This is a genomic window from Chamaesiphon minutus PCC 6605 (assembly GCF_000317145.1).
Taxonomy (GTDB): Bacteria; Cyanobacteriota; Cyanobacteriia; order Cyanobacteriales; family Chamaesiphonaceae; genus Chamaesiphon; species Chamaesiphon minutus.
In genome coordinates this window covers 2541902-2565034 of sequence record NC_019697.1, presented here as the reverse complement: position 1 = coordinate 2565034, position 23133 = coordinate 2541902, and the positions used below count along the sequence as shown (strand labels likewise).

The window sequence follows — 23133 nt, the reverse complement described above, 5'->3', positions numbered from 1 at the left end:
TGAGTAGATGTAGCTTTGAGTAGTTGAGTTGCTAGTTCGATCGATCGTCTGTAAAACTATCGATCGCCTCGATCGAGTTTTTAAGTTATTAGTATTTGTATCGACAAGAGAAATCTGCCAAAATCAGGATATCAGTCGCAGGTTAAGGATTAGTTATTTCATGCTTATATTCAGCATCTTGTTTGTGTTTTTCAATCACGAAAATGTTGTGTTTTATACGTTGCCAAGCATTGATTCTTGAAAAGATGCTTTTGCGGTTTGCGAGTATTTAACGTAAGTTGCTAGTTACTAGTAGAATCGTTAGCGACTCTAGACAGGCCGCCCAATGGCACATCCATGCCATTAATGTTACCCGCAGCACCCGCAGGCACTAGCCCCGTGTCATGGGCAATTGACGCGATATCGATCCATTATCGTGGTGGCGGAGAGAAAGTGATGTCGGTTAAAATTCAAGCAGCGTGCGAATAACGCCAACGTAGGTGGTATCATTTGCGGCATTATGGTCGGGATTGGTAATTACTAATATGCCTGCGGTGGTGGCGATATTTTCAGCGATCGGCCAGCGATAAAATGCTTCAATGTGCAAGGAGGTATCGGGGTCGGAAAATGATGCGCCATTGGTGGTAAATTGATTGTGCGTTACTTTGGGTGGCTGACCGATAATAATCCCCGCCAAGCTATTCTTACCGCCAATATCTACCAGCGATAATGTAGCCGCCCAGTTGAAAATATTTGCAGTTGGAGTTCTAGGTAAATCCATAGCTTGGGCGTGGGTAAATCCCGCCCAGCCGCCGAGATAAACGTTTGGGGAAATCTGCACAGAAGATTGCACCCCGAAGGAATCAGCAACGATCGCGTTACTGCGATCGTCGAACGGATCGTTGGCGCGATCGCTGCCTGTATTTGTGTCGAGCCGATTGAAGGATTTAATATAGTTGACACCGATGCCAAATTGTGGGCTGGGTTTATAGGTGATTTGAGCGATCGCACCATAAGAGCCGCTAAATAGTCCTGTGTCGATCTCGTTGGCATCATCGGCAAGATAGCCCAACCCGATAGTGACAGACGATCCTAACTTGTGGGTGATGCCAAAACCAGCTCCTCGCCCCTGACGGTAGATCGGATTTCGCACGCCGAATCGTGAAATAGTACCTTCACTACCACTGTCTAAATGGGGATTTAACGCATCGCCGAAATGGGAAAGATTGCCACCCTTAGCTGTTGCAAATAATTCGGTTTTGTTGTCGATCGGGAAGCGATATTCTAAGCGATTGAGAACAATTTGACCCCGCGTATTGCCTTGATAAGAGAGTCGGCTCATATCGCTGCCTGTGACTCTATTTACTGCGGGGAGAGCGCTCTTTTGAAATCTAATTCTGAGTCGATCGAATCCTGTGAAACTGGTATTAATATTCAATCTAGTTCGGTAGCCAGCACCGATGCGGCGATCGTTATTGTCTTCATCTTCGATCGGCGGCAAGCCGATGGCAACTCCGCTGAGTAATATTTCTCCCGATAGTTTGGTGCCGATAGGAAATTTTGTTTTTCCGATTGGAGTGGTTGGCTCGGCTGGTTGGGTGTGAGAAATTTTGGCTGGTACCGATCGAATTGTGTGAAGGTTATTAGGCAAACAGTTCGATATGCAGGATCGTCCCGATACATAGATCTGGGAATTGGCAAATCGATCGGCAGGTCTTTTTCTGGTTTCTCGATTCCGCAAAGCGGACGCTGCTTGGTGAAACGCACGCTGTAGGCGAGCGAAGCGAGACGTGTCGCCAGACGGAGACCTCAGCGCGATTTCATCCGCTACGCGATCGGGTAAGGTGGATAATTCTGGAGCAAAGGCTATTTTTAATTCTTCGATCGCGGCTAAATCGGGTGGTGAAACTGCTACTTGGGAATTGAGTATTCGCTCGATGAGAGATTGGAGAGCGATCGTAAAGTCATGGCGGTTATTTGGTGGTTTAGCAGTGAAATTAGGAATTGAATTATATCGCTGTTGTAATTTTAGTAAGAGTGAATATTGCTGAGTTGAGATTGGTTGATTTGGCGATCGTGGAGCGGTTTTGGTGCTGACGAGTGGCGGGGGAGTCGAGGTAAACAGCACCGTATCCGCAGCGGTAGGATGGTTGAAAGTCATGTGGGATAATTTCTAGAGCAGGGCAAGATCCCCGACTTCTCCAAAAAGTCGGGGATCTGACGGGGCTACTACACAGCTTCGGGTTCCTTCATACTCTGGAGTAGTGCATCTCGCTCGGTAGCGGATAAAAGGCGATCGCCTGCTTGGGCATTCAGAGCTGCTTGCTCTGGCGATTTTGCGCCTGGAATGGCGACAGGTTGGGCGGGATGGGAAATAACGTAGCGGAGGGCGGTAGTTGCCATCGTGGTATCGGCTGGTAAGTTCGCGCTGAGTGCTTTGACTGCGGCGATATCTCGATCGAGTTTGGATTGTTTGGCTTCATTCTTATGCCATTTGGCGCGAATGGTATCGGTGAAGACTGTATCGGTGGTATATTTGCCAGAGAGCAAGCCTTGGGCGAGTGGCCCCCGCACGAGGACGGCGATGTTATGCTCGATACAGTAGGGCAATATTTTGGCTTCGGCTTTGGGGTTGAGCAGTGAGTAGTCGAGTTCGACGATGCTACAGTTACCAGCGATATTAAACTGCTTGATTACTTCAAATTTATTGGTAGAGATGCCATAAGCACGGAGATATCCCTGTTGTTTTAGTCCCTCGAAGGCTTCGAGATAGACAGTGGGATCTTCGATATCGCCTTCATGACACAATACGGCATCCGCCCAGTCAGTCTTCATCCGAAATAGTGAGGCTTGCAGACAGAGGCGGATGGTATCGACATTTTTGGGTAGTCCTTCATTAGTGCGTCGTCCCCAACTGCCGATTTTAGTGACGATATAGGATCGATCGCGAATGCCCTGCAAGGCTTTACCCAAGCGTTCTTCAGATAATCCTTGGGGGATACCGTAAGCTTCGGCGGTATCGAAGAGATTTACACCGTTATCGAAGGCACTGCGAACGGTGGTGAGCGCAGTATCTTCATCAATCTCACCCCATTGATTGCCGATATTCCAGGTGCCCATACCAATGGTAGAAACGTTCCAACCTGTGTTGCCAAATTCACGATATAACATTGATTTTTTCCTAGTAAATATTAAGTTCGGTTGTAGGGTGTGCCACTGCAAAGCATGATGCACCAGGATCTTTGCTAAAGACGCTACCGTTTACATATAAGTCGGCTGGGCTTCGTTTTGAGATCTGAATCCCCCCAACCCCCTTAAAAAGGGGGCTAAGATCCGGTCAAAGTCCCCCTGCTTGGTACGCTTCCATGGTCGGGAGCGGTGCAGTGTGGGCGGGTTTCCCGCCCATACAACTGCACCAAGAGAAACCCGACCGGAGCGAATCCGCTTTTTAAGGGGGATTTAGCGGCTCCCGTAACTCCTTTGGAGTGACTGCGCCAACGTCGGGTTCCCCGACGGATTAGGGAGACAAGACAGGGGGATTCCCACCAATTTCGCTGGGCATAAATTCGGCTGTTAGATGTCCCGTGTAATTGAGGACTTCCAATTGAGGCTCATTTCCTTGTGAAAATTTCAGTACGCTAATTCCACAATTAGATTGCCGGAGCGAGTGATAGTCAGCAGGTGAGAGATTAAAAGCAGTGCTAATTAACGATCGAATCGTGCCAGCATGACTGATGAGCATTACCGTTTCACCGCCATGATGAGGTAATGTAGCTTGCCAAAATTGTCGCGATCGAGCGTAGAGATCTCGGACGGGGTAAGATGGCTGGTTGGTACGCGGATCGACCATCACAAATCGATCGGGATGTTGCTTCCAACAGTGATAATCTTCGGCAAATTTTTCCCACACGTCCTGATGGTAAAGTCCGTGCCAAGCAGGTAGATCGATTTCCCTAAGTTGCTGCGTGACGCGAATATTCACAGGATCTATCGAGGGATTCATCTGCGCTAATATTTCGCTGGCGGTTGCTTGCGCCCGCCTCAGCGAACTGACATACACTGAATCAATAGTTAATCCACTCAAAAATTCTCCTGTCTGTCGTGCTGTCTGACGACCGAATTCAGTCAGCACTGATTCATCGCTACTCCCTTGATACCTACCTTCGGCATTAAAGCTACTTTGCCCGTGGCGCACCAAGATAACCCGTGTTTCCTGCGGTGTGAGTTTTTCCCGATCGCATTCAAGCTTCCAAGACATGTTTTACTCCTTCTATTTCATTGGTATCGTTTTGGAGGCGGTATAAGTGTGCATAGCGTCCAGCTTGCGCCATCAATTCGGGATGGGTACCGCGCTCTAAAATTTCGCCTTTTTCGATATAGAGGATGCGATCGCAGCCCTCGACAGCACGGAGGTTGTGCGAAATCAAAAATGTCGTACTGCCCCGTGTCAGGCGATTGAGAGCCTCATTGACGGCATGTTCGCTGGCTCCATCTAGTCCGGTAGTCGGCTCGTCGAGAATGACGATCGGCGAGTGGCGGATGGCTGCTCTCGCGATCGCAATCCGTTGGCGTTGTCCCCCTGATAGAGTGCCACCACGTTCGCCAACGATCGTGTCATAGCCTTGGGGTAAGTCCATAATAAAATCATGGGCATTTGCCAGCCGCGCCGCATGTTCGACTTCGGCATCGGTGGCTCCCAAGCGTCCGTAGGTGATGTTTTCCCGAATGCTGACGGCGAATAAGACGCTATCTTGCATGACGACACTAATCTGTTGGCGGAGTGAGTCTAATTTATAGCTACGAATATCTCTCCCATCGATGAGGATGCCACCGACAGTCGGATCGTAGAGTCGTAGTAATAGACTCGCGAGGGTGGATTTACCGCTCCCAGATGGCCCAACTAAGGCGATTTGTTGTCCGGGTTCGACATCAAAATTAACCTCATGCAAAATTTGCCGACTGGGATCGTAGCTGAAAGATACTTTTTCAAAACTGACAGAACCATAGAAGGGATGCGCCTTTGTCGCTCCAGGCAAATCGCGAACGTGGGGTTCGTAGTCGAGAATATCGATCGCCCGTTCTCCAGAGGCGATCGCTTTGGCAATCTGACCGATTTGTTTGCTAATCTGGCGCATGGGGTCGAAGGCAGTTTTGAGATAGTTGACAAAAATCAACACATCTCCTGGTGTGAGGGTTTTTTGTAAGACGAGCAGGGAACTGCGCCAAACTACCAACGCTAATACCAGAGCCATCAGCACCTTAACTAAGCCTTCCAAAAAAGTCGCCAGCTTGAGCGATCGCACGCCTTCTTGGAGACTTTTGGTATTTTGGATCAGGAAATTTTCCTCCAACATATCGTGCAAGGAGAGAGCCTGCACGACTCGAATCGCGCCGATTGTTTCGCTAGTAGTATCGGCGATCGCCCCTTCGGAGGTACGATGTTTATTGGTTTCCTTGCGAATTTTACCGACAATGTTGGTGGTAGTAATTGCAAATAGAGGGAAAATCCCGATCGAAATTAGGGCTAGCTCCCAATTGAGCCAGAACATCACTACCACCATCCCCACGATCGTGACTACATTTGCCAGAAACGGCAGTGCAGTTTTGATCGTCACCAGCCGCAATCGCTCGATATCATAGGTAACTCGCGCAATCAGATCGCCACTTTTGAACCGTTGATGGAACGATAGGGATAGCCGCTGAATATGGCTATATAAGTTGCTGCGGACTTCCGATAGTACCTGAATTGCCGCCAGTGCCATTCCATAAGTGCTTAAATAGGCTGTGATACTGCGTAATGCGGCGATCGCGACGATCGATACCGCCAGCAACGAGAGCAACCACATTGGCGACAACCCGCGTGCAAAGCCCAAAATATCGGGATAGATATCTGTCCTGGAGAGCAGTACGCCGTCGAAAATGAATTTCAGCGGCCAAGGTTCGAGCAATCCTAGTGCGGTTTCTAGTAACAGCGCGAATAATGAGCTACCGATGAGCAGTTTCCGCTGGCGGATTTGCGGCCAGAATTTGACCAGGATGTGCCAACTGCCGGGGATAATTCCTTTAAGTTCTTTCTCTCCTGTCTGAATCATTGGGATTTTGGATTATGTCAACGGGTTGAGGATATTTGCTTCGTTCTGTTACCGCCACCGATTAAAATCGGGGCTAATGGTGCAAAGTCCGCCTGCGCGGACTAGGAAATTAGTCCGTGCAGGCGGACTTTGCATCACGAGCAGAGACTTCAGTCTCTAGGCTCATTTCAAACCGACTCTAGTTCCGACTCGGCCTTTTCCTTCGATGGCTTCTCGAATTTCATCCCATCTTTCAAGCGTTGCGATCGACGCAAGCCCAAGCTGTGACTGGCGTATTCATGCAGACGGGCATATCGATCGCTGATAAAGTTATTAATCGGACGCTCGACAACTTGCAACCAATCGGCAAAATCATTCCGTTTGTCTTTGAGCGGGAATCGACTGATAATTGGACGCATCAAAGCGCGATAGCGACGACGACCGAGGCGATTGTAGCGACGGTGGAAGTACCAATCTTCTTCGACACCCCATTTGGCGCGAAAATGGTCGAAACTCGCCAAATCCCAAGCATCGCTCCAGCGCAGGCTGAAGTAAGTATAGTCATACCAATCGAATTCCGCTCCAGTCATGTAAGTGACGATACTTTGGCGTTCGCAATAGACTGTACCGCCCGCTTTGGCCGCACATAAGCACAGATCGATATGCTCCCGCGTACTGAGTAAGCCTTCATCGAGCAAGCCGTGTTCGTCAAAAAAGGATTTGCGGACTAAGGCGGTGTGGAACTCGACAAATTCGCACTTAAACCGAGTCAATTCCTCAGCAATCTTTGAGACACGCTTTCCTTCCAAATAACTTTTTTGAACGGCATAGCGACCAGTTTTGTTGCCTTCGGTGCGAACTTCGATATAGGTTGTCCCGCCGCCATTATGGACGACTTCATGCAGGGGGTTATCGATACAGGTAAGGGTGCCTACTACTGTCGCGTCAGTTTCTTCGGCGCACTCTACCAGCTTTTGCAACCAGCCTTTTTGGACGAGGACATCATTATCGACAAAGACAATGTATTTACCGCGTGCGGCTTGGATGCCGAGATTGCGGGCGCGATTGGGTGAGAGAAAATGTTCGGTGCGAATCAGTTTAAATTGTTTCTCGCGCGATTGTGCTTCTAAATAAGCCTTGAGTTGGGGCGAAGATCCACCGTCTACATATACCAATTCAAAGGGGTAATCTGTTTCGGCATAAACGCTTTCTAAGGATTGTTGGGAATAGCTAAACCGTTCGCGTGGTACGACAACGATCGTTACCATTGGTTGTTCGATCGAGTCTGCAATGTTAGCGGTTTCTAAAGTTAGAGTTGTAGTCATGGCTAGATTTTAGTGAGTGAAGATTAATGATGTTTTGAGAGGATGTTTGGAAAATCTAATTGCTACGTTTCTAGCGGGTAAATCACCCTGTCTTGTCTCCCTAATCCGTCGGGGAACCCGACGTTGGCGCAGCCACTCCAAAGGAGTTACGGGAGCCGCTAAATCCCCCTTAAAAAGGGGGACTTTCGATCCGGTTCCCCCCTTAAAAAGGGGGGCTAGGGGGGATTTTCTAAGATTTACGAGGCTAACCTAGAATAAATTCTCCGCTAGTGGTGTAAATCTTTGATTTCAATCCGCCGCGATCTCAGCGGTGTCAGAAGATTATCGATCGTAACTTTTGTTTTCTCCGCACCGTAGAGATCGAATGGTTTGTGCAGTTTAGGAATCTGCCGCGCTTCAATCGATCGCACGATTTTGTCTGCGAATTGTTGGGGCTGAAGATCGGCTGGCTCTAGAAGTTCTAAGATGCCCATCTGTGCTAACTTTTCAGCCCTAACCGTCTGCTCCCAGTCTTTATTTGATGGTAAAATCATCGAATTAGCACCAGTCCGTAAAATATTCATCGTGGTGTTATATCCACCCAAACTAATTGAAAGGTTTGCTTTTTGCATATAGTTCAGAAATTGAGATGTAAACTTTCTGAGCGTGAGATTCGTCTGTTCCGCTGCCGCTATTGATAACGATTTAAATCGATCGATCGAGATAAACGGCCCTGTAAATACTTGGAGATGATACTCCGGCAATCGTGCGGCTAAAATTGGACTAACCGCCACTGCTGCATCGAGTAAATCGTGACCTAGTTGTCCGCCACCGACACTTATTAAGATCGTCGGATTAGTGCGGGATAAATCGATCGCATCTTCTTTCGTGCCAGCAGATGTTTCCGTCAGAGCTTGAGCGACAAATCCGGTATACTGAATCGGACACTTAATATCCGCTACGGCTGGGAAGCTTTCTTCTAACCGATGAAATTGTGGATCTGAATGAATCAATAACAGATCGAAATATCGATTCAGCCTGTCGCAAGTTGTGGCAATTACTTCATCTCGATCGAGATATGGTTGCGCCATCACGACATCGCGCAGACTACAGACAACTTTAATATCTTTCTTTGCAGTCTTGACTCTTTCTAATAACGGAATCGATTCAAATTCAAATTGATATTTTTTGAATGGATAGCCTTCAATTATCAAGCAATCTGGTTGAAACTCATCGAAAATGTTTAATAAAGTGATAACTCGTTGTTGCTTGACTGTCTCTAAATCCTGACTCAGATCGGCAACTTTAAGCTGACGACGTTCGGATAGTAAAGTTGGTAATGTTACTACTTGAATATTTGCAGGTAGATCTAAACCTTCAACTTCCGTACCTCCTTTGACAAAACAAATCTCAAATTCTGTCGCCAGACTCCGCAATATTTGGACACTGCGGACGAGATGACCCATCCCTAAATGATATTGACAGTAAAATAGAATTTTTTTCATAGATTAGCTCCTAATATTAGGCAGAGAGAAGGAGAGCCTGGAGACTGGAAGTCTCCGCTCATGATGCAAAGTCCGCCTACGCGGACTAATAATAATTCAGTCCGCGTAGGGGGACTTTGCACCACTAGCCACGATTTCAATCGTAGGCGTTACCGACTTTGCGTTAAATTCGAGTAAATTTTGGAGAATTATTGATGCTTTTTCTGCGCCATCGAGCTGAATCAAATGTTCAAAATTTAAGGTTGCATCATCAGCTAAATAATTGACGATCGATCTTGCCAATAGTTCTGGATCTAACTCAGATTTATCTAAAATCTTGAGTAAGCCTAACCTTTCTAATTTCTCTGCCCTAATTGCTTGTTCTCGATCTTTATCAGAGGGATAAATCATCGACTTGACACCAGTTTTTAAGATATTCATGGTAGTGTTATAGCCACCCAAACTAATCGATAAATCTGCTCGATCGAGATAAGCAATCAAGCTAGGTGTAAACCGTCGCAGATTAACATTTGTTTTCCCTTGGGCTAATTTTTCGAGCTGCCGATATTTAGCTTCATCCATTAACGGCCCAGCAAAAATAACAATTTGATGGTAAATTTGTTGATGAATTAGTGGTGCTGCTTGAATGATGCTCTCTAATAGATCGTGTCCGAGTTTGCCGCCACCGACGCTGACAACTATCTTGGGAATTGGATCTTTGAGAAGTTCGCTATCGGTGAGATCGAATTCGACTCGATCGGGTTCGGATTGCACCACATAGCCAGTATAATAAACGGGACAAGTTAAACTGCCAGCGGTAGAAATATTATCTTCTAAGCGATGAATTGCTGGATCTGAATGGAGAAGAATTGCATCATAATACTGGTTGACAAATTCACAGCGTCTCTTCTCTTCTGCATCACGATCGGCAAATTCTTTGACCATGATAATATCGCGTAGACTGCAAATTGCCTGAGTCGTTCGATCGGATTTTCTAACATGTTCTAATAAGGGAACCATTTCAAAGGCTAATGCCTTATTTTTACTAAACGGATAGCCCTCAGTAATCAGCACGTCGGGTTGAAATCGATCGAATACCTCGATTAGTTTCTGTTGTCTAAACTCCTTCACCTCCTCCAGACTCATCGTACTGCCGACAACCTGAAGTTGCTTACCCACTTGGAGCGAATCAAATACCTCAACTTGAATCGTCGGTAATTGAATGACTTCAACTTCTGGCAGCATTTCAAATCCAGCAACCTTTTGTCCGCCCTCAATTAGACAAACTTCAAACGTCTTGACGAGTTCTCTCATCAATTCCGTCGTGCGGACTAAATGCCCCATCCCTAATAAATTTTGACAATAAAATAAAATCTTTTTCATGAAGTTGCGAGATCGAATAAATACGACTAAGCTGGAATACAGGCAATCCACTGCTCTGGAAATCTTTGAAATTCTCCCTTGAATAAGTTGTGCGGCATCGCTGTAGCAATACCCTGGGTAATCCGAGGCAGCGCATCCAAATCTACTTTTTTAATATTGCTAGTGTAATAACCAGGATTGTTTAATTGATGGACTAATTTATCGATTAAAACTGCTGGAGTTAATTCATTGGGGTGAATCATTTCAAGTAATCCCATTTGAGCCATTTTGGTGGCGCGAATAACTTGTTCTTCAGTCGGCTTAACGCGCGGGATGATAATCGATGGCTTTTGAGCGGTTAAAATTTCACAGAAAGTGTTGTAGCCACCCATCGCCACCACCGCATCGGCGACTTCGATATAACTCATCAAATCGTCGGTAAACTCACTAATGGTCACTTGCGGATGCTGTGTTGCCATCTGGAAAAGTTTCGCTCGCTCCGCTGTGGACATTTCCGGGCCGCAAACTACCAAACTTTTGAGTGCGTAATCTGTTGGTAGTGTTGCTAAACCCTCTAGATAGGCGTGAATCAGCGGATACCCATCCTCGCCACCCCCTGCGGTGACGAGTACGCACCGTTCGCCGGGGGCTAACTTCAATTCCCGCCGCAGCACCTCTGGGTGTTTGGATGCCTGTTGACGGCGGATATAGCCGCAAAAGAGCGACTTTGAGAGCATCTCTGGGGAAAATTGGTACTCGGCACAGGTATGGTTCTCCAGTACCTAATGTGCTAATTAAATGAGAATCGAGGCAGTACAAGAGAAAGAAAATAAAATAAATATGTCAAAACTGCTGACGAGGAGAGGAAAAGCAAGATAATGAAGAGAGGAAGAAATAGTAAGAAGAGCGGCGGGCAGGGCAAGTGGCAACAAAAAGGAACTCAAGCTACTAACGGAGCTATTAGGAATAGAAGGAATGCGAGTAGAGTCGCAGCGACAATATGAAGGAATAGGCATCATCTTACAGGTAGAAGCAATAAAGAAAGAAAGCAAATGCCATAGATGCGGAACGAAGAGTAGTAGCTTACATCAGAATAATAGATACATAGTAAAAGATTTGCCGTGGGGAGAGCAGCAAGTTCACCTAGAAATAAACAGAAGACAATTTAAATGTAAAAAATGTCAAAAACCATTTAGCGAACAACTAGAATTTGTTAAAGGCAGAAGAACATATACTTCAAGACTAGCTAAAAAAATCCTAGCAGAAGCACTAGAAGGAGATATTCAGAGCGTAGCTAGAACAGGAGTAATGACGACAGCAGAAATAGAGAGAATAATTGAAGACGCAGCAGCAGAGCTAAACGGAGAAAAGCCAACGGATTTAAGAAAACTGGGAATAGATGAAATAGCAATGGTAAAAGGACAAGGAAAATATTGTGCAGTATTAGTAGATATAGAGCGAGGAAAATTATTAGCAATAATCGAAAGCAGAAAGAGTGAAGAAATAGAGAAAATCCTGAAAGGATGGGGGACAGAGGTACTGGAAAGGATCGAAGAAGTCAGCATAGACTTATGGAAAGGGTATAAAAGCTTAGCGATAGAAGTGATGCCTAATGCTCAAGTAGTAGCAGACAGATTTCATGTAACAGCGCAAATAAATAGTGAGTTAGATAAGCTGAGAAAACAAGAAAAAAGAGCGATAGAGGCTAAACTTAAATCCGCAAAGACATTAGAGCAAAAGAATGAATACACTCGGCAATTGGCAGTAATAAAATCGAGTAAGTATGCGCTGCTAAAAAATGAAAAAGAGTTAAGAGAGGAGAAAGAACAAGAGAAGCTCAAGCAGGTTAGAGAAGAATTTGCCAACATTAGGGCAGCACATCTACTCAAAGAAAAATGGAGAGAGATAATGGAAAAAACAACATCGTGGATGAGAGGACTATTGAAAATTAGACATTGGCTGGTAAGAGCCAAGCAGCATTTGCCAAATAGTTGTGGCACAATCTCGCGATGGTTAACAGAGATAGTTGCTTACTTTGATGAGCGAACTACTAGTGGTGTAGTTGAGGGAATTAATAATAAGATTAAGCTCATCAAGCGTACTGCTTATGGCTTCACTAATTTCAACAACTTCCGAAACAGATGCTTGCTAACTTGGAGATTCAATTATTGATTTAGCACATTAGGTACTGGAGAACCACAGGTATTAAATACTTCCGGCGTACCCACCACCAAAACGCGATGATAAAACTGCTCGATGGCGCGATAACTATCGAGTCGCTGCCACTCGGCAATCGTTTGTTTGGGAGCATCCAAAATATCTCGTAACAGTAATACCCACTTAGTTTCTGGGGAAACAATGCGAAGAGTTTCGATCGTTTTTTTGAGTTCGTCTTGCAGTCCGAACGGCTTTTTATCGACTAGTACTACATCTGGTCGAAAATTTAGAGCCGCAATCCGAATCAGATTGCACCGCAGCTTTACCGTCTGCTTCATATCGAGTTTGAGATATTTTGCCGATAAATCGCCATTTTCATCTCGGTGCAGACAGGGGAGTTTGAGATAGTCGAGTCCGGCTGGCAACCGAAAGCTATGCAGCATCGGCGAACCCGATAATACTAAGATTGATAAGTTGGGAATCGTATCGAGGAGGTGACGACAAATAGCCAACATTCGACAGATATTACCCAACCCATAGGCATCGTGAGAATAAACTAGTAGTTTCATAACATGCTCTGGATAAAGGTAAATCGGTGAAAGCAGTTCGGATGTTTACCTTGTTGATACAATCCCAAACTCCAATGAATCCTCTATGAATATTTGATGAGATAATTCTCATTAAAATTTCCTTGAAAATGAGAGTTAAATAATTTAATGTCCCTCCTGCTTCACGGTCGAATCGACAAGGCATCGTCCCTATATTTATTATTTTTTGAATTAAAATGTGATGGCGATCTTGACTTAACGGAATGAGTCGATTTCAAGAGCCAGAGCATACGCGATCGAGATTTGAGGCGAAGATGCGGAAATAGACTTCGGCTGATTGTAGTTTGCTAGATATAGCAACATCGATCGACTTTTGTTAGCAGCAATCTCATTCACTCCCGCAAATGGCCATATCAATTTCTCGATTTATTTCGATTCGATCGGCAACAATTTTGACAACACTGTTGGGGATACTTACCTCAAATTCGCTCGCAGCAGAGATGTCTAGCTTCCAACTAAATAAACCCGTGCGAATAGAGTTAGGGTCTAAAGCCGTACTCGATCCCGATCGATTAGAAATTAGAGTAGTTGGGATTAACGATCTTCGCTGTCCTAAAAGTAATAGTAGCGATTGGGTTGTTAGCTGTTATTGGGGTGGTGAAGCGCAAGTCAAACTCAATCTGTCACAAGCAGGCAAAAATCTTGGCGATCTCGATCTCACACTCGGAACGATTAACCCCGAATACTTGTATCCCAATAACATCAAGCAGGTGGGGAAATATTATATTAGGGTGCTAGAGATCTCGCCTCACCGCGTCGCATTTCCACCCAACGAACGCAACAAAGTCGAACCTAATAAAGTTACGCAGACTGTAACTTTACAAGTGCAAAAAACACCCTTTAAACTCAAGGATGCCAATCTAGATCCGCGTCTGCAACCGCGACCCTTGAATGCTACTCCATTCGGTAAGCGTTTTCCGCTCTTGAATAATCAAAGTCACTATCTTTCTACTCAATATCCCGATCGTAATCGCAATTATTACATCCAAGCACAAATTTACTTTGACTATGCACGTCCGACTTCAGATCGATCGGATCTCGTCGAAATTTCGGTAGGAATTCAACCAACTGGATCTCCAACCCGACTGAATACCATCAAAAAAATCGTCAAATTGGGAACTCCAATCCGAATTGAGAATAGAGAAGGCGGCTTTAATTTGCGATTGCTCAAGGTAGAATCTTTTGCTGAAGATACTCGATCTAATCTCAATTATCCCAGTCCGGTTGGCTATCGCGCTTGGCTACAAGTAGAACAATTAGATCGCCAAGATAAAGAAGATTGAATATCTTCGGCGATTAGACCGGAATCCTCAATTATGCAGCAGATTTCAACGGCAGATCGTCGATTTGGGTGAGACGATTTGGCAGAACCGACTCTACTAGATCGACCCTCGGACGACCGATGCCGATATAATCAAAGCCAGCATTGGTTAAGGCTACAGCATCTAAATAGTTGCGTCCATCGACGATCGTCGGTCGCTCCATTAGACTAGCTAAATGAGTATAATCTAATAACTGAAACTCTTGCCACTCAGTTATTAATACCAGCGCATCACACCCCATTGCCAGATCTTCAGCATTAGTAGTTAAGGTAATTTTGGTTAGATCGGGATGCGATCGAGCCGAACTAATTAACGGATCGAAAGCTTTAACCTTCGCACCTAAATGTGTCAATCGATCGATTAAATCTAGGGCAGGTGCATCGCGCAGATCGTCGGTATCTGGCTTGAATGTCAGTCCTAATAAACCGATCGTTTTACCTTTAAGAATTTTGAGTACTTGTTGGAGTTTTTCCACGGCAATTAATCGCTGCTGTCGATTTGTCTCGATCGTCGATTTGAGCAGTTGGGCATCATAACCATAGTCAGTTGCGGTATGTACCAGCGCAGAAACATCCTTAGGAAAACAAGAGCCACCCCAACCAATCCCCGCTTGCAGAAATTTATGCCCGATCCGTGTATCTAATCCAATCCCCTGCGCCACCAACGTGACATCGGCACCCACGCGATCGCAAATATTGCTAACTTCATTAATAAAGCTAATTTTGGTAGCTAAAAACGCATTAGCGGCATATTTAATCGTTTCCGCAGAAGTCAAATCTGTCACTAATACGGGCACAGGCGGTAAATCGGGATATTGAGCGAATTGTCTCGTCACAATCGGCGCGTAGAGCTGCTGCATTAAATCGATCGCCCGTTCGCTGCTACTGCCAATGACAATGCGATCGGGATTGAAAGTATCATAAATTGCCGATCCTTCTCGCAAAAATTCTGGATTGCTAACCACATCAAAATTAGTATGCTCGGAGTTGCCCTCAGCCACCCCATCCAGGACGATCCGGCGTACCCAGTCCCCAGAACCGATCGGTACTGTAGACTTATTCACAATGACCTTGTAGCCCCCATTCAGATGCTGTCCGATCCCGCGTGCCACCGCTTCGACATAGCGAGTGTCGCTGGCACCAGAAGGGAGTGCCGGAGTACCGACAGCGATAAATAATATCTCCCCTCGCTCTACTCCAACTCGCAGATCGGCAGTAAATTCCAGTCTTCCCGCCTCCATATTGGCTGCCATCATCTGCGCCAAACCAGGTTCAAAAATTGGCGATTGCCCCGACTGCATCAACTTGACTTTCTGGGCATCATTATCGACACAAATTACCTGATGCCCGATTTGGGCTAGACATACCCCGGTAACTAACCCCACATAGCCCGTTCCAATTACACAAACTTGCATGAGATTCACGCTCCTGAATTTTAGTTATTACTCAGGTTCTCAAGTTCTGATGAAACAGGGATGAAGCTTTGATGAGATAACTCTCATCTGGGGCGAAAGCGAACGACTTTTTTGAGACTACGCGCACCGAAGCGATTACCTCTCGGCGCGGCTGTACCTCTCGGCGCGGCTACGCCAACGCCAACGACAGCTCGATGCCCAATACGGATATCCATGGTTGGGCATCTAGAAGACGCTCAAATAGTCTAAACATCATCCAAATACAATTTAACTTTGGCCAGCAGATCGCTAAACTTAAACGGTTTGGATAAATAATCATTCGCCCCCAACTGTAACACCCGTTGGCGATCGCGTTCGTCTGTCATCGCCGTCACCACAATAATCGGCAGATCGGGATGCTGTGCGCGGGCTTCCTGCAATACCGCCCAACCATCCTTAATCGGTAAACCCAGATCTAACAGCAGCAAATCTACTGGCTGTCGATCGTTGGCGGAGCCTCTCCTTTGGAGAATCGCCTCTAAGGCTTGGACACCATCCGCAGCGACGATCGTCTCAAACCCATTGTTCTTCAACCCCTTCTCTATAAAAGCAGCCAGACGATCTTCATCTTCAGCAATCAAAATTAAGACGTTACTCATTTGGATCTCAACACGAGGCATAACTGGTACAAACTAGATACAGCCTCTGGACTCTCCACTACAGCGAGGAAATGCACGCACATTTATCGATTTCGATCGATAGAATACAGACTTATCTTCAATCTACCCCGATCTGAGGCTTTTAATTTAACTTCTTTGATGAGAAAATTCTCATGTTATGTCGATCGAGAGCGCGATCTCGTTGTCAATCTCCGATCTTCACCGTTACGAGCTGAATAGATTGCGTCAAGCTGGCGAACACAACAATCTTCCGATCGATTTAGGTACTCGTTAGTGATACATAAAAGCTGACATAGGAACTCGGTACCCTAGTTAACACGATCGATTTATTAAATTGTGATGAGATAGGCTCGAATGCTGGTTACCCGCGAAATTCGATCGACAGATCCAACCACAGTTACCGAACGAGTTATTTGAACAGTGGCTGGAGCAGCAAGTTGCCGATCGCATTGGACTGGTAGTTTGGGCGTAAATAAAATTCAGAATTACAGTCATCGCAGCGATCGACGATCCTAACTTTTCAAGCGATAGCCCATCCCGCGCACCGTTTCAAACAACTCACTGCCCAATTTTTTCCGCAAATAACCGACATAAACATCGACGATATTAGAACCCGGATCGTAGTCATAGCCCCAGACGCGATCGAGTAATACTTCTCGACTCATTACTTGTCCTGGATGGCGAAAAAATGTTTCGGCGAGGATAAATTCACGGGCTGGTAAATCGATCCAGCGATTGCCAATTTTAGCCTTGCGCGTGCGTAAATCTAGCACGATCTCGCCGATTTGCAACTCCATTACCTCTGGCTCCGCACTACCTACCCCATTACCCCGCAACCGCGCTTTAATCCGCAGCAGCAGTTCTTCAAACCGAAATGGTTTGGTCACATAATCATCAGCTCCACCTTCAAATCCTGCGACCTTATCGCGGAGATCGTCCCGTGCTGATAGGATGATAATCGGCAACTGTATTCCCTGTCCGCGCAGTTCTGAGAGCACTTCTAGCCCATCTTTTCCAGGCAACCCCAAATCTAAAATTAGCAGATCGAAGTTCCCCCCCAATGCCAAAGAGATTGTCTCATTTGCCTCAGCAGCGAGGGTCGGCGTGAAGCCATGAGATTTCAAACCTTTTTCGACAAATGCAGCTATCCGAGCTTCATCTTCCGCGACGAGAATTCTGTACATGAGGAACTGGAGTATAGGACAGATCGACAGCGGGGTTGGTTGGCAAGACGAGCGTAAAGGTAGATCCGGTTCCCAAATTGCTCTGCAAATTGACCGAGCCATGATGAGCTTCGACGATCGCCTTGACAATCGCTAAACCCAATCCCGATCCATCCGATCTCCGTCGATTGGTAGTGACTCTTGCAAATCGTTCAAAAATTCGTTTCTGTTCTGCGGCTGGGATACCTTCTCCAGCATCTCGTACCCAAAATAATACTTTGTCCCGATCGAGATCGGAGCCTAGCGTAATTATAGTTCCCGCAACTGTGTGTTGAACGGCATTTTCCGCCAAATTCATCATTGCTTCGGTAATCCGCTGCCGATCGACTAATATCGATCGCACTGCTTGATTTTCTAATCGCCAATCGCGATCGCTAGATAGTGCCGTGGCTTTGAGATACATTTCCTGCATCAAAACAGCCGCATCAACCCTTTCCAGTCGCAAAAAATCTACCCGTTCGCTTTTGGAAAGTAGCACCAGATCTTCTACTAGTCGCGTCATCCGGGCTAATTCATCCATCACTAGGGCGATCGTTTCTTCGCGCTCCTGGGGATCGTCTCCCATCAATTCCAAGTGTCCTTGAATAATCGTAATTGGCGTCCGCAGTTCGTGTCCGGCATCATTAATAAAATTGCGCTGCGTTTCAAATGCCAACTCTAGTCGATCCATCATCTCATTGAACGTCGCTGAGAGTTTAGCAATTTCGCCATTACCTTGTGTCGGCAAGCGTTTAGACAGATCTGATTCGGAAATAGCATGAGCCGTCGCACTCAAGCCGCGTAACGGAGCCAACACCCGCCCCGCCGCCCACCAAATCATCACTAGTGCCAAGCCAAAGGAGATCGCCTTGACCTGGATGATGACGTTAAAGATGCTCAGAGCCTCAGCTTGTTCGCCTTGAGTAGTATGGGCGACGACATACACACCCAAGACTTTACCCTTAATTTTGACTGGCTCAGATTTGTACAAGAGTTCACCCGATCCAGTTAGTTCTAGTTCTCCTTGTTCGGCACGATTCACCTTAGCCAACCGTTTTATCAGTGGAGAGTTACGGCTCAACTCTGGCGGTAATGCTCTCGGACTCGATCGATCGAACTCGCCATTGACAAAGCCAATCAAAAAAGTATCATCTTCTGGAATCCGCCGCTTGAGATGAAGTTCTAGCAATGAAGCTAACTCCTGAGTCGTAGTCGGATATCCATCGGGAATAACTTTGCCATCTGCCTGCAATGCCTTGACGATATCCAGATCCTCCAGCCTCGGACCAGTCGAGAGTAATTCGATAAATTCTTGCATTTCCTCATTTAAGTCGGCTCTGACCCTAGCGTCCACTTGCGCCAACATCTGTTGTCGCATCAGCGGTATGGCTCCGCCGATCGCGATCGAAACAATTAAGATATACCAAATGACGATCCGCGTTCTCGCTTCGCCCCAGAAGTACAGCCAATTTGGTAATAAATTAACGATCGGTTTCATTGCGCTTGACCCTCGATCGAGTTATTTGATGTTTACAAGTGGATCTCGTCTCATTTTACACATCATGCGATCGATTGTAGTCAGCAGGGTAGGCACTGCTCACTATTCAGGTTTGAGGAATTATCTAGCCAAATCTATATTTGGATCTTGTAAATTTTATGATTAGCGATCGAGGTCGATCCCGATCGTTACCAAATGATACTCATCCTCAGTATAAAACCTGGCATGACTTCAATACAATCGATTGATTCAGGCGATGCTAGTATTTCTAATTCTCTTCCGATCGAATTGTGCTGATGTCACAGTTAGAGTGGTATTGCTGACATCTAGCAGCAATGGCTGAGTATTGACAGCAGGTGAGCTAGCAATTCTCATAAAACCTCCAAACGTTTGTGGCAGCTAGGTTTTAGCACTTAAACGATCGCATTTGGCTCGGTGGCTGGCGAGTTTAGCCAAAAAAAGATAGGAGCGAGGAATTAGCTCAATTCCGCACTCCTAAACTATTAACTCTAAATCGAGAGCGATCTCTTAGTAGAGTTGTTCTTCTTGGTGAGTCATGATGGTGCAGTTAGACTTAGGATAAGCCACGCAAGTCAGGACGTAACCTGCTTCGATTTGGTCGTCATCTAAGAAAGACTGATCGGATTGGTCGATTTCTCCAGCAGTGATTTTACCAGCACAGGTAGAACAAGCACCCGCACGGCAAGAATAAGGCAAATCGATTCCTTGCTCTTCGGCTGCGTCTAAAATATAGGTGTCATCAGCTACGTCGATGGTAGTGTTGAGACCTTCGGCTTCGTTGATTAAAGTAACTTTATAGGTTGCCATGTTAGATTGATTCCTCTCTATTTCGCTTAAAAATGGCGGATACGGACGGATGTATCTTAGTTAGGCCATCGGTAGGATTGCCTAGCTAATCGCAGTCGTTTTCATCTCTATCTGAATACTAAGGGAAAACCTTACCATCTGTATCTATAAGTCCTACTAAAGTCGAATGGTATTCGTAATCAAATCGCGCTAATTCATCCTAATTACTTATATCTCGGCGACTGATAGGAGATTGGAGCACGACCGTAAGCCACCGGAACTAACATTTAGCAGCCCCAAAAAAACACGGCCCAGGGGATTGAATGGTAGGCTGGGACAGGAGTTATAATATTTTCGGGCATTCAGTTTGGGTGTTGGTTCGATCTCCAGGTAATATTAAAAAATCTTATGTCTAAAATCGCTACTTACGGAGAAATTAATCTCCCAATCCGAGTTGGAATTGTAGGCACGGGATTTGCCGCTAAGATCCGCGCCCAGAGCTTCGATGCCGAAAGTCGGACTCAATTAGTCGCCGTGTCGGGGCGCAATCCCGAACGCACGGCAGAATTTGCCCACAGCTTCAATATCGTTGCCGTAGCTGATTGGCAGAAATTAGTGCAGATGCCAGATATCGATCTGGTATTGGTGGCGACGATTAATGCACATCATGGCGCGATCGTCCGTGCCGCGATCGCCGCAGGCAAGCATACAATTGTCGAGTATCCTCTCTCACTCGACTTGGGCGAAGCTAGAGAAATTGTCGCCTTAGCTGAAGCCAAAAAAGTCTTGCTGCATGTCGAACATATCGAACTCTTGGGCGGGCTGCATCAGACGATGCGCGAATGGTTGGATCGCGTTGGCGAGGTCTATTACGCCCGCTACAGCACGATCGTTCCCCAGCGTCCCGTCCCTGAAAAATGGACATTTCATCGTTCTGAGTTCGGATTTCCCCTGACTGCGGCTCTGTCTCGACTGCATCGGTTTACCGATTTATTTGGCTCGATCGAGAGTATCAGTTGTAACAACCAGTATTGGGGCGGTGTGGGCGATTATTACAAAACTTGTTTGTGTACCGCCCAGTTTCGATTCAAGAATAATAGTGCGATCGGCGAAATTGCCTATGGCAAAGGGGAAGGCTTATGGCAAGGCTCCCGCAAGTTTGAAGTCCATGGCGACAAAGGCGCGCTAATATTCGATGGCGACGAAGGGGTATTCATTCAGGACGGAACTTCTACCCCGCTAGATCTTGGCGCGCGCAAAGGCTTATTTGCTAAAGATCTAGAAATAGTGCTCGACTATCTCATCGATGGTAAACCAAATTACGTCACGCCTGCGGCCAGTCTCGCTACACTTCGCGTCGCCGATGCTGCTCGGATCGCCGCCGAAACCCGCCGCACGGTGGTTATCGATAGCTTGTAATCCCAGATCTCGTCCTAATGCCTAAATACTAGTACTGCCACAATCGGAGGGTACCCACAAGGGGCACCCCTACAGATCGATTGTGTAGGGGTGCCCCTTGTGGGTACCCTCGGATCTCCACTAAATACTAATGTTTCTGTATTGGTGCAAGATATTTGAAAATAATTACCAAAATTGACTCGATTAGTTAGGAACAGCAGGTGTATTATTGCCGCCCAATCGCCGACGGGCAGTTTCTTTTTTACCAACCGCAGGCATGTGTGTAGTTGCGGCTGCCAAACCAAATATGGGCATATTCGCGTAAATAGATTCTGACTGTCCTGCTGGGACTAAATAGGTTTCGTGCCAAATCCCGACGCTGCCATCATTACCGATCGATCGATTGAATTCTCGCCACGGTTGCAAGTGCGGATCGTCAGCATTACGGGCAAAATATTCTAAATGCTCGAATGATTTCCAGTAAGTAATCATCACGGTTGTTATCGGGAACAAGCGGAAAAATGACTCTTGTCCCAAAAAACCTTTTTCTGGATATTGATGTAGGACATTTAACATCGGCCCCATTGCTTGGGCGGTAGGCAGCCATTTATTGACAGCCCAAATGTTATTTACACGCATTCCAATTAAAAAAACGACGAAAGATTCATCGATCTGGGCACTAAATCTACCAGGAACTACTTTTGACATATGCTCATTCTCTTGCTTTCATTCTGTGGCTTTACAAACATGCAGCAGCAGTATCGATCGAGATATTGCGACACTAAGTCAAGGCAACTCAGGTCGCCAATTGCCCAATTTCGCTCGCATGTATTAAACTAGTTGCATATCAAAATCATATATCAACTTTATTGAATATGCAACTAATTTACCAAGATAAAACCAATCGCAATACGGTTCGGTTAGCTTCGCTTGAGATCTGAATCCCCCAACCCCCTTAAAAAGGGGGCTTTAAAAGTCCCCCTTTTTAAGGGGGATTTAGGGGGATTTCAACCTAAACCGGAGCAACTAACTCACGATTGGTTTTTAACCGAACCGTATTGAAACCAATCGAGTACCTCAGATCGCCGATCGCCTTTGCCAGCAACGCTTTCGAGCGAATGAGATCTGGAGATAGACTCGATCGCAACCGTAATTTAAACTCCTATCCTCTTTTCCCTATTCCCTATTCCCTATATCCCCTATTCCCATGGCTTTATCTCATGCAATTTTGGCAGCACTAAACGATCGTGCTTGCAGTGGCTACGATCTAGCCAAAAGATTCGATGGATCTGTCGGTTTTTTCTGGAATGCCACTCACCAACAGATCTACCGCGAACTTACCAAACTAGAAGAACAAAGCCAAATCGAGGCACAATTAATCGAGCAAGAGCATCGCCCAGACAAAAAGATCTATACCCTAACTGAAAAAGGTGAGGAATCATTGCGATTGTGGATCGAGACACCAAGTACTGTCAGTCCGATTAAAGACGACTTACTAGTGAAAATATTTGCAGGCACGATCGTTTCTCCACAGACGATCGTGTCAGAATTAAAACATCATCGGAGTCAACATTTAGCAACATTACAGACATATCAATCGATCGCCGATCGATATTTTCCAGATCGATCGCAGTTTAGCGATGTCGGGCGTTATCAATATATAACCTTACGTCAGGGTATCAGAATCGAGACTGAATGGTTAGCTTGGTGTGAAGAAGCGATCGAGCTATTGGAATCTTAGAGGATATCTGGGTGTTGCGGAATTGATATCTTAAATTTCAGGGTTTATCTCAAAGGTAGATCTTACCTAAATTCAGCAACACCGATATCTGAATAGTCGCAAACCCTAGAAACCGCCCTATCCCCCT

The 23133-nt window shown here is 46.0% G+C and carries 22 protein-coding genes; 5 read left to right on the top strand and 17 right to left on the bottom strand.

Translation table 11 applies throughout. From position 1 onward, the window contains the following. Positions 1-336: 336 nt before the first annotated feature. On the top strand, positions 337-468 hold the full coding sequence (locus CHA6605_RS36165) for a hypothetical protein (protein WP_269744577.1): 132 nt from the start codon (positions 337-339) through the stop codon (positions 466-468). On the opposite strand, the gene CHA6605_RS31565 is transcribed toward CHA6605_RS36165, so the two are convergent. From CHA6605_RS31565 to CHA6605_RS11835, 8 genes are all read right to left on the bottom strand, one after another. Continuing rightward, a complete protein-coding gene (locus CHA6605_RS31565; protein WP_015159681.1) occupies positions 443-2140 on the bottom strand; it encodes an iron uptake porin in 1698 nt (565 codons plus the stop codon). The two genes, CHA6605_RS36165 and CHA6605_RS31565, sit on opposite strands and share 26 nt — an antisense overlap. 68 nt (positions 2141-2208) lie before the next feature. After that, positions 2209-3150 carry an aldo/keto reductase gene (locus CHA6605_RS11865; RefSeq protein ID WP_015159680.1) on the bottom strand — a complete coding sequence of 314 codons (942 nt, stop codon included), beginning with the start codon at positions 3148-3150 and terminating at the stop codon, positions 2209-2211. A 346-nt stretch (positions 3151-3496) separates the two neighbouring features. Beyond that, entirely contained in the window at positions 3497-4237 is a 741-nt protein-coding gene (locus tag CHA6605_RS11860) for a histidine phosphatase family protein (protein ID WP_015159679.1), read from the bottom strand. Further along, positions 4221-6071: an ABC transporter ATP-binding protein gene (locus CHA6605_RS11855; RefSeq protein ID WP_015159678.1), complete on the bottom strand. Its 1851-nt coding sequence runs from the start codon at positions 6069-6071 to the stop codon at positions 4221-4223. The genes CHA6605_RS11860 and CHA6605_RS11855 overlap by 17 nt, the downstream gene beginning before the upstream one ends. Before the next feature lie 167 nt (positions 6072-6238). Beyond that, positions 6239-7375 carry a glycosyltransferase family 2 protein gene (locus tag CHA6605_RS11850; protein WP_015159677.1) on the bottom strand — a complete coding sequence of 379 codons (1137 nt, stop codon included), beginning with the start codon at positions 7373-7375 and terminating at the stop codon, positions 6239-6241. 266 nt (positions 7376-7641) lie between these two features. After that, the gene (locus CHA6605_RS11845) at positions 7642-8859 is read right to left on the bottom strand and encodes a glycosyltransferase family protein (protein WP_015159676.1); all 1218 of its coding nucleotides are present in this window, start codon (positions 8857-8859) and stop codon (positions 7642-7644) included. 96 nt (positions 8860-8955) lie between these two features. Next, the gene (locus CHA6605_RS11840; RefSeq protein ID WP_015159675.1) at positions 8956-10221 is read right to left on the bottom strand and encodes a glycosyltransferase family protein; all 1266 of its coding nucleotides are present in this window, start codon (positions 10219-10221) and stop codon (positions 8956-8958) included. Positions 10222-10247: 26 nt separating this feature from the next. Then, positions 10248-10937 carry a glycosyltransferase family protein gene (locus CHA6605_RS11835; RefSeq protein WP_051038837.1) on the bottom strand — a complete coding sequence of 230 codons (690 nt, stop codon included), beginning with the start codon at positions 10935-10937 and terminating at the stop codon, positions 10248-10250. Between the two features lie 238 nt (positions 10938-11175). Here CHA6605_RS11835 and CHA6605_RS11830 point away from each other — a divergent pair, with 238 nt between their 5' ends. Beyond that, complete coding sequence (locus CHA6605_RS11830; protein ID WP_015158531.1) at positions 11176-12372, top strand: ISL3 family transposase; 1197 nt, start codon at positions 11176-11178, stop codon at positions 12370-12372. Here the strand turns inward: CHA6605_RS11830 and CHA6605_RS11825 are convergent. After that, positions 12366-12926, bottom strand: a complete 561-nt coding sequence (locus CHA6605_RS11825; protein WP_051038835.1) for a glycosyltransferase family protein — start codon at positions 12924-12926, stop codon at positions 12366-12368. The two genes, CHA6605_RS11830 and CHA6605_RS11825, sit on opposite strands and share 7 nt — an antisense overlap. 383 nt (positions 12927-13309) lie before the next feature. Here CHA6605_RS11825 and CHA6605_RS11820 point away from each other — a divergent pair, with 383 nt between their 5' ends. Beyond that, positions 13310-14248 (top strand): hypothetical protein, encoded by a 939-nt coding sequence (locus CHA6605_RS11820; RefSeq protein WP_157259970.1) that lies wholly within the window; start codon positions 13310-13312, stop codon positions 14246-14248. Between the two features lie 31 nt (positions 14249-14279). Here the strand turns inward: CHA6605_RS11820 and CHA6605_RS11815 are convergent, their stop codons facing one another. The 7 genes from CHA6605_RS11815 to CHA6605_RS11795 all read right to left on the bottom strand — a co-directional run bounded on the left by CHA6605_RS11815 (position 14280) and on the right by CHA6605_RS11795 (position 19888). Then, on the bottom strand, positions 14280-15701 hold the full coding sequence (locus CHA6605_RS11815) for a UDP-glucose dehydrogenase family protein (protein WP_015159673.1): 1422 nt from the start codon (positions 15699-15701) through the stop codon (positions 14280-14282). 83 nt (positions 15702-15784) lie between these two features. Further along, a complete protein-coding gene (locus CHA6605_RS36160; RefSeq protein WP_269744576.1) occupies positions 15785-15916 on the bottom strand; it encodes a hypothetical protein in 132 nt (43 codons plus the stop codon). Positions 15917-15946: 30 nt separating this feature from the next. Next, the gene (locus CHA6605_RS11810) at positions 15947-16360 is read right to left on the bottom strand and encodes a response regulator transcription factor (RefSeq protein ID WP_015159672.1); all 414 of its coding nucleotides are present in this window, start codon (positions 16358-16360) and stop codon (positions 15947-15949) included. 512 nt (positions 16361-16872) lie between these two features. Then, entirely contained in the window at positions 16873-17544 is a 672-nt protein-coding gene (locus CHA6605_RS11805) for a response regulator transcription factor (protein ID WP_015159671.1), read from the bottom strand. Further along, the gene (locus tag CHA6605_RS11800) at positions 17516-19060 is read right to left on the bottom strand and encodes a sensor histidine kinase (protein ID WP_015159670.1); all 1545 of its coding nucleotides are present in this window, start codon (positions 19058-19060) and stop codon (positions 17516-17518) included. Before CHA6605_RS11800 ends, CHA6605_RS11805 begins: the two co-directional genes overlap by 29 nt. A 249-nt stretch (positions 19061-19309) precedes the next feature. Next, the gene (locus CHA6605_RS36155) at positions 19310-19435 is read right to left on the bottom strand and encodes a hypothetical protein (protein WP_015159669.1); all 126 of its coding nucleotides are present in this window, start codon (positions 19433-19435) and stop codon (positions 19310-19312) included. Between the two features lie 153 nt (positions 19436-19588). Then, the gene (locus CHA6605_RS11795; protein ID WP_015159668.1) at positions 19589-19888 is read right to left on the bottom strand and encodes a ferredoxin; all 300 of its coding nucleotides are present in this window, start codon (positions 19886-19888) and stop codon (positions 19589-19591) included. A 387-nt stretch (positions 19889-20275) separates the two neighbouring features. Here CHA6605_RS11795 and CHA6605_RS11790 point away from each other — a divergent pair, with 387 nt between their 5' ends. Beyond that, positions 20276-21286 carry a Gfo/Idh/MocA family protein gene (locus CHA6605_RS11790; protein WP_015159667.1) on the top strand — a complete coding sequence of 337 codons (1011 nt, stop codon included), beginning with the start codon at positions 20276-20278 and terminating at the stop codon, positions 21284-21286. 183 nt (positions 21287-21469) lie between these two features. Here CHA6605_RS11790 and CHA6605_RS11785 read toward each other — a convergent pair whose 3' ends face one another. Further along, positions 21470-21973 (bottom strand): DUF4188 domain-containing protein, encoded by a 504-nt coding sequence (locus CHA6605_RS11785; RefSeq protein ID WP_015159666.1) that lies wholly within the window; start codon positions 21971-21973, stop codon positions 21470-21472. Positions 21974-22472: 499 nt separating this feature from the next. Between CHA6605_RS11785 and CHA6605_RS11780 the strand changes: the two genes are divergently transcribed. Further along, a complete protein-coding gene (locus CHA6605_RS11780) occupies positions 22473-23006 on the top strand; it encodes a PadR family transcriptional regulator (RefSeq protein WP_015159665.1) in 534 nt (177 codons plus the stop codon). Positions 23007-23133 lie beyond the last annotated feature (127 nt).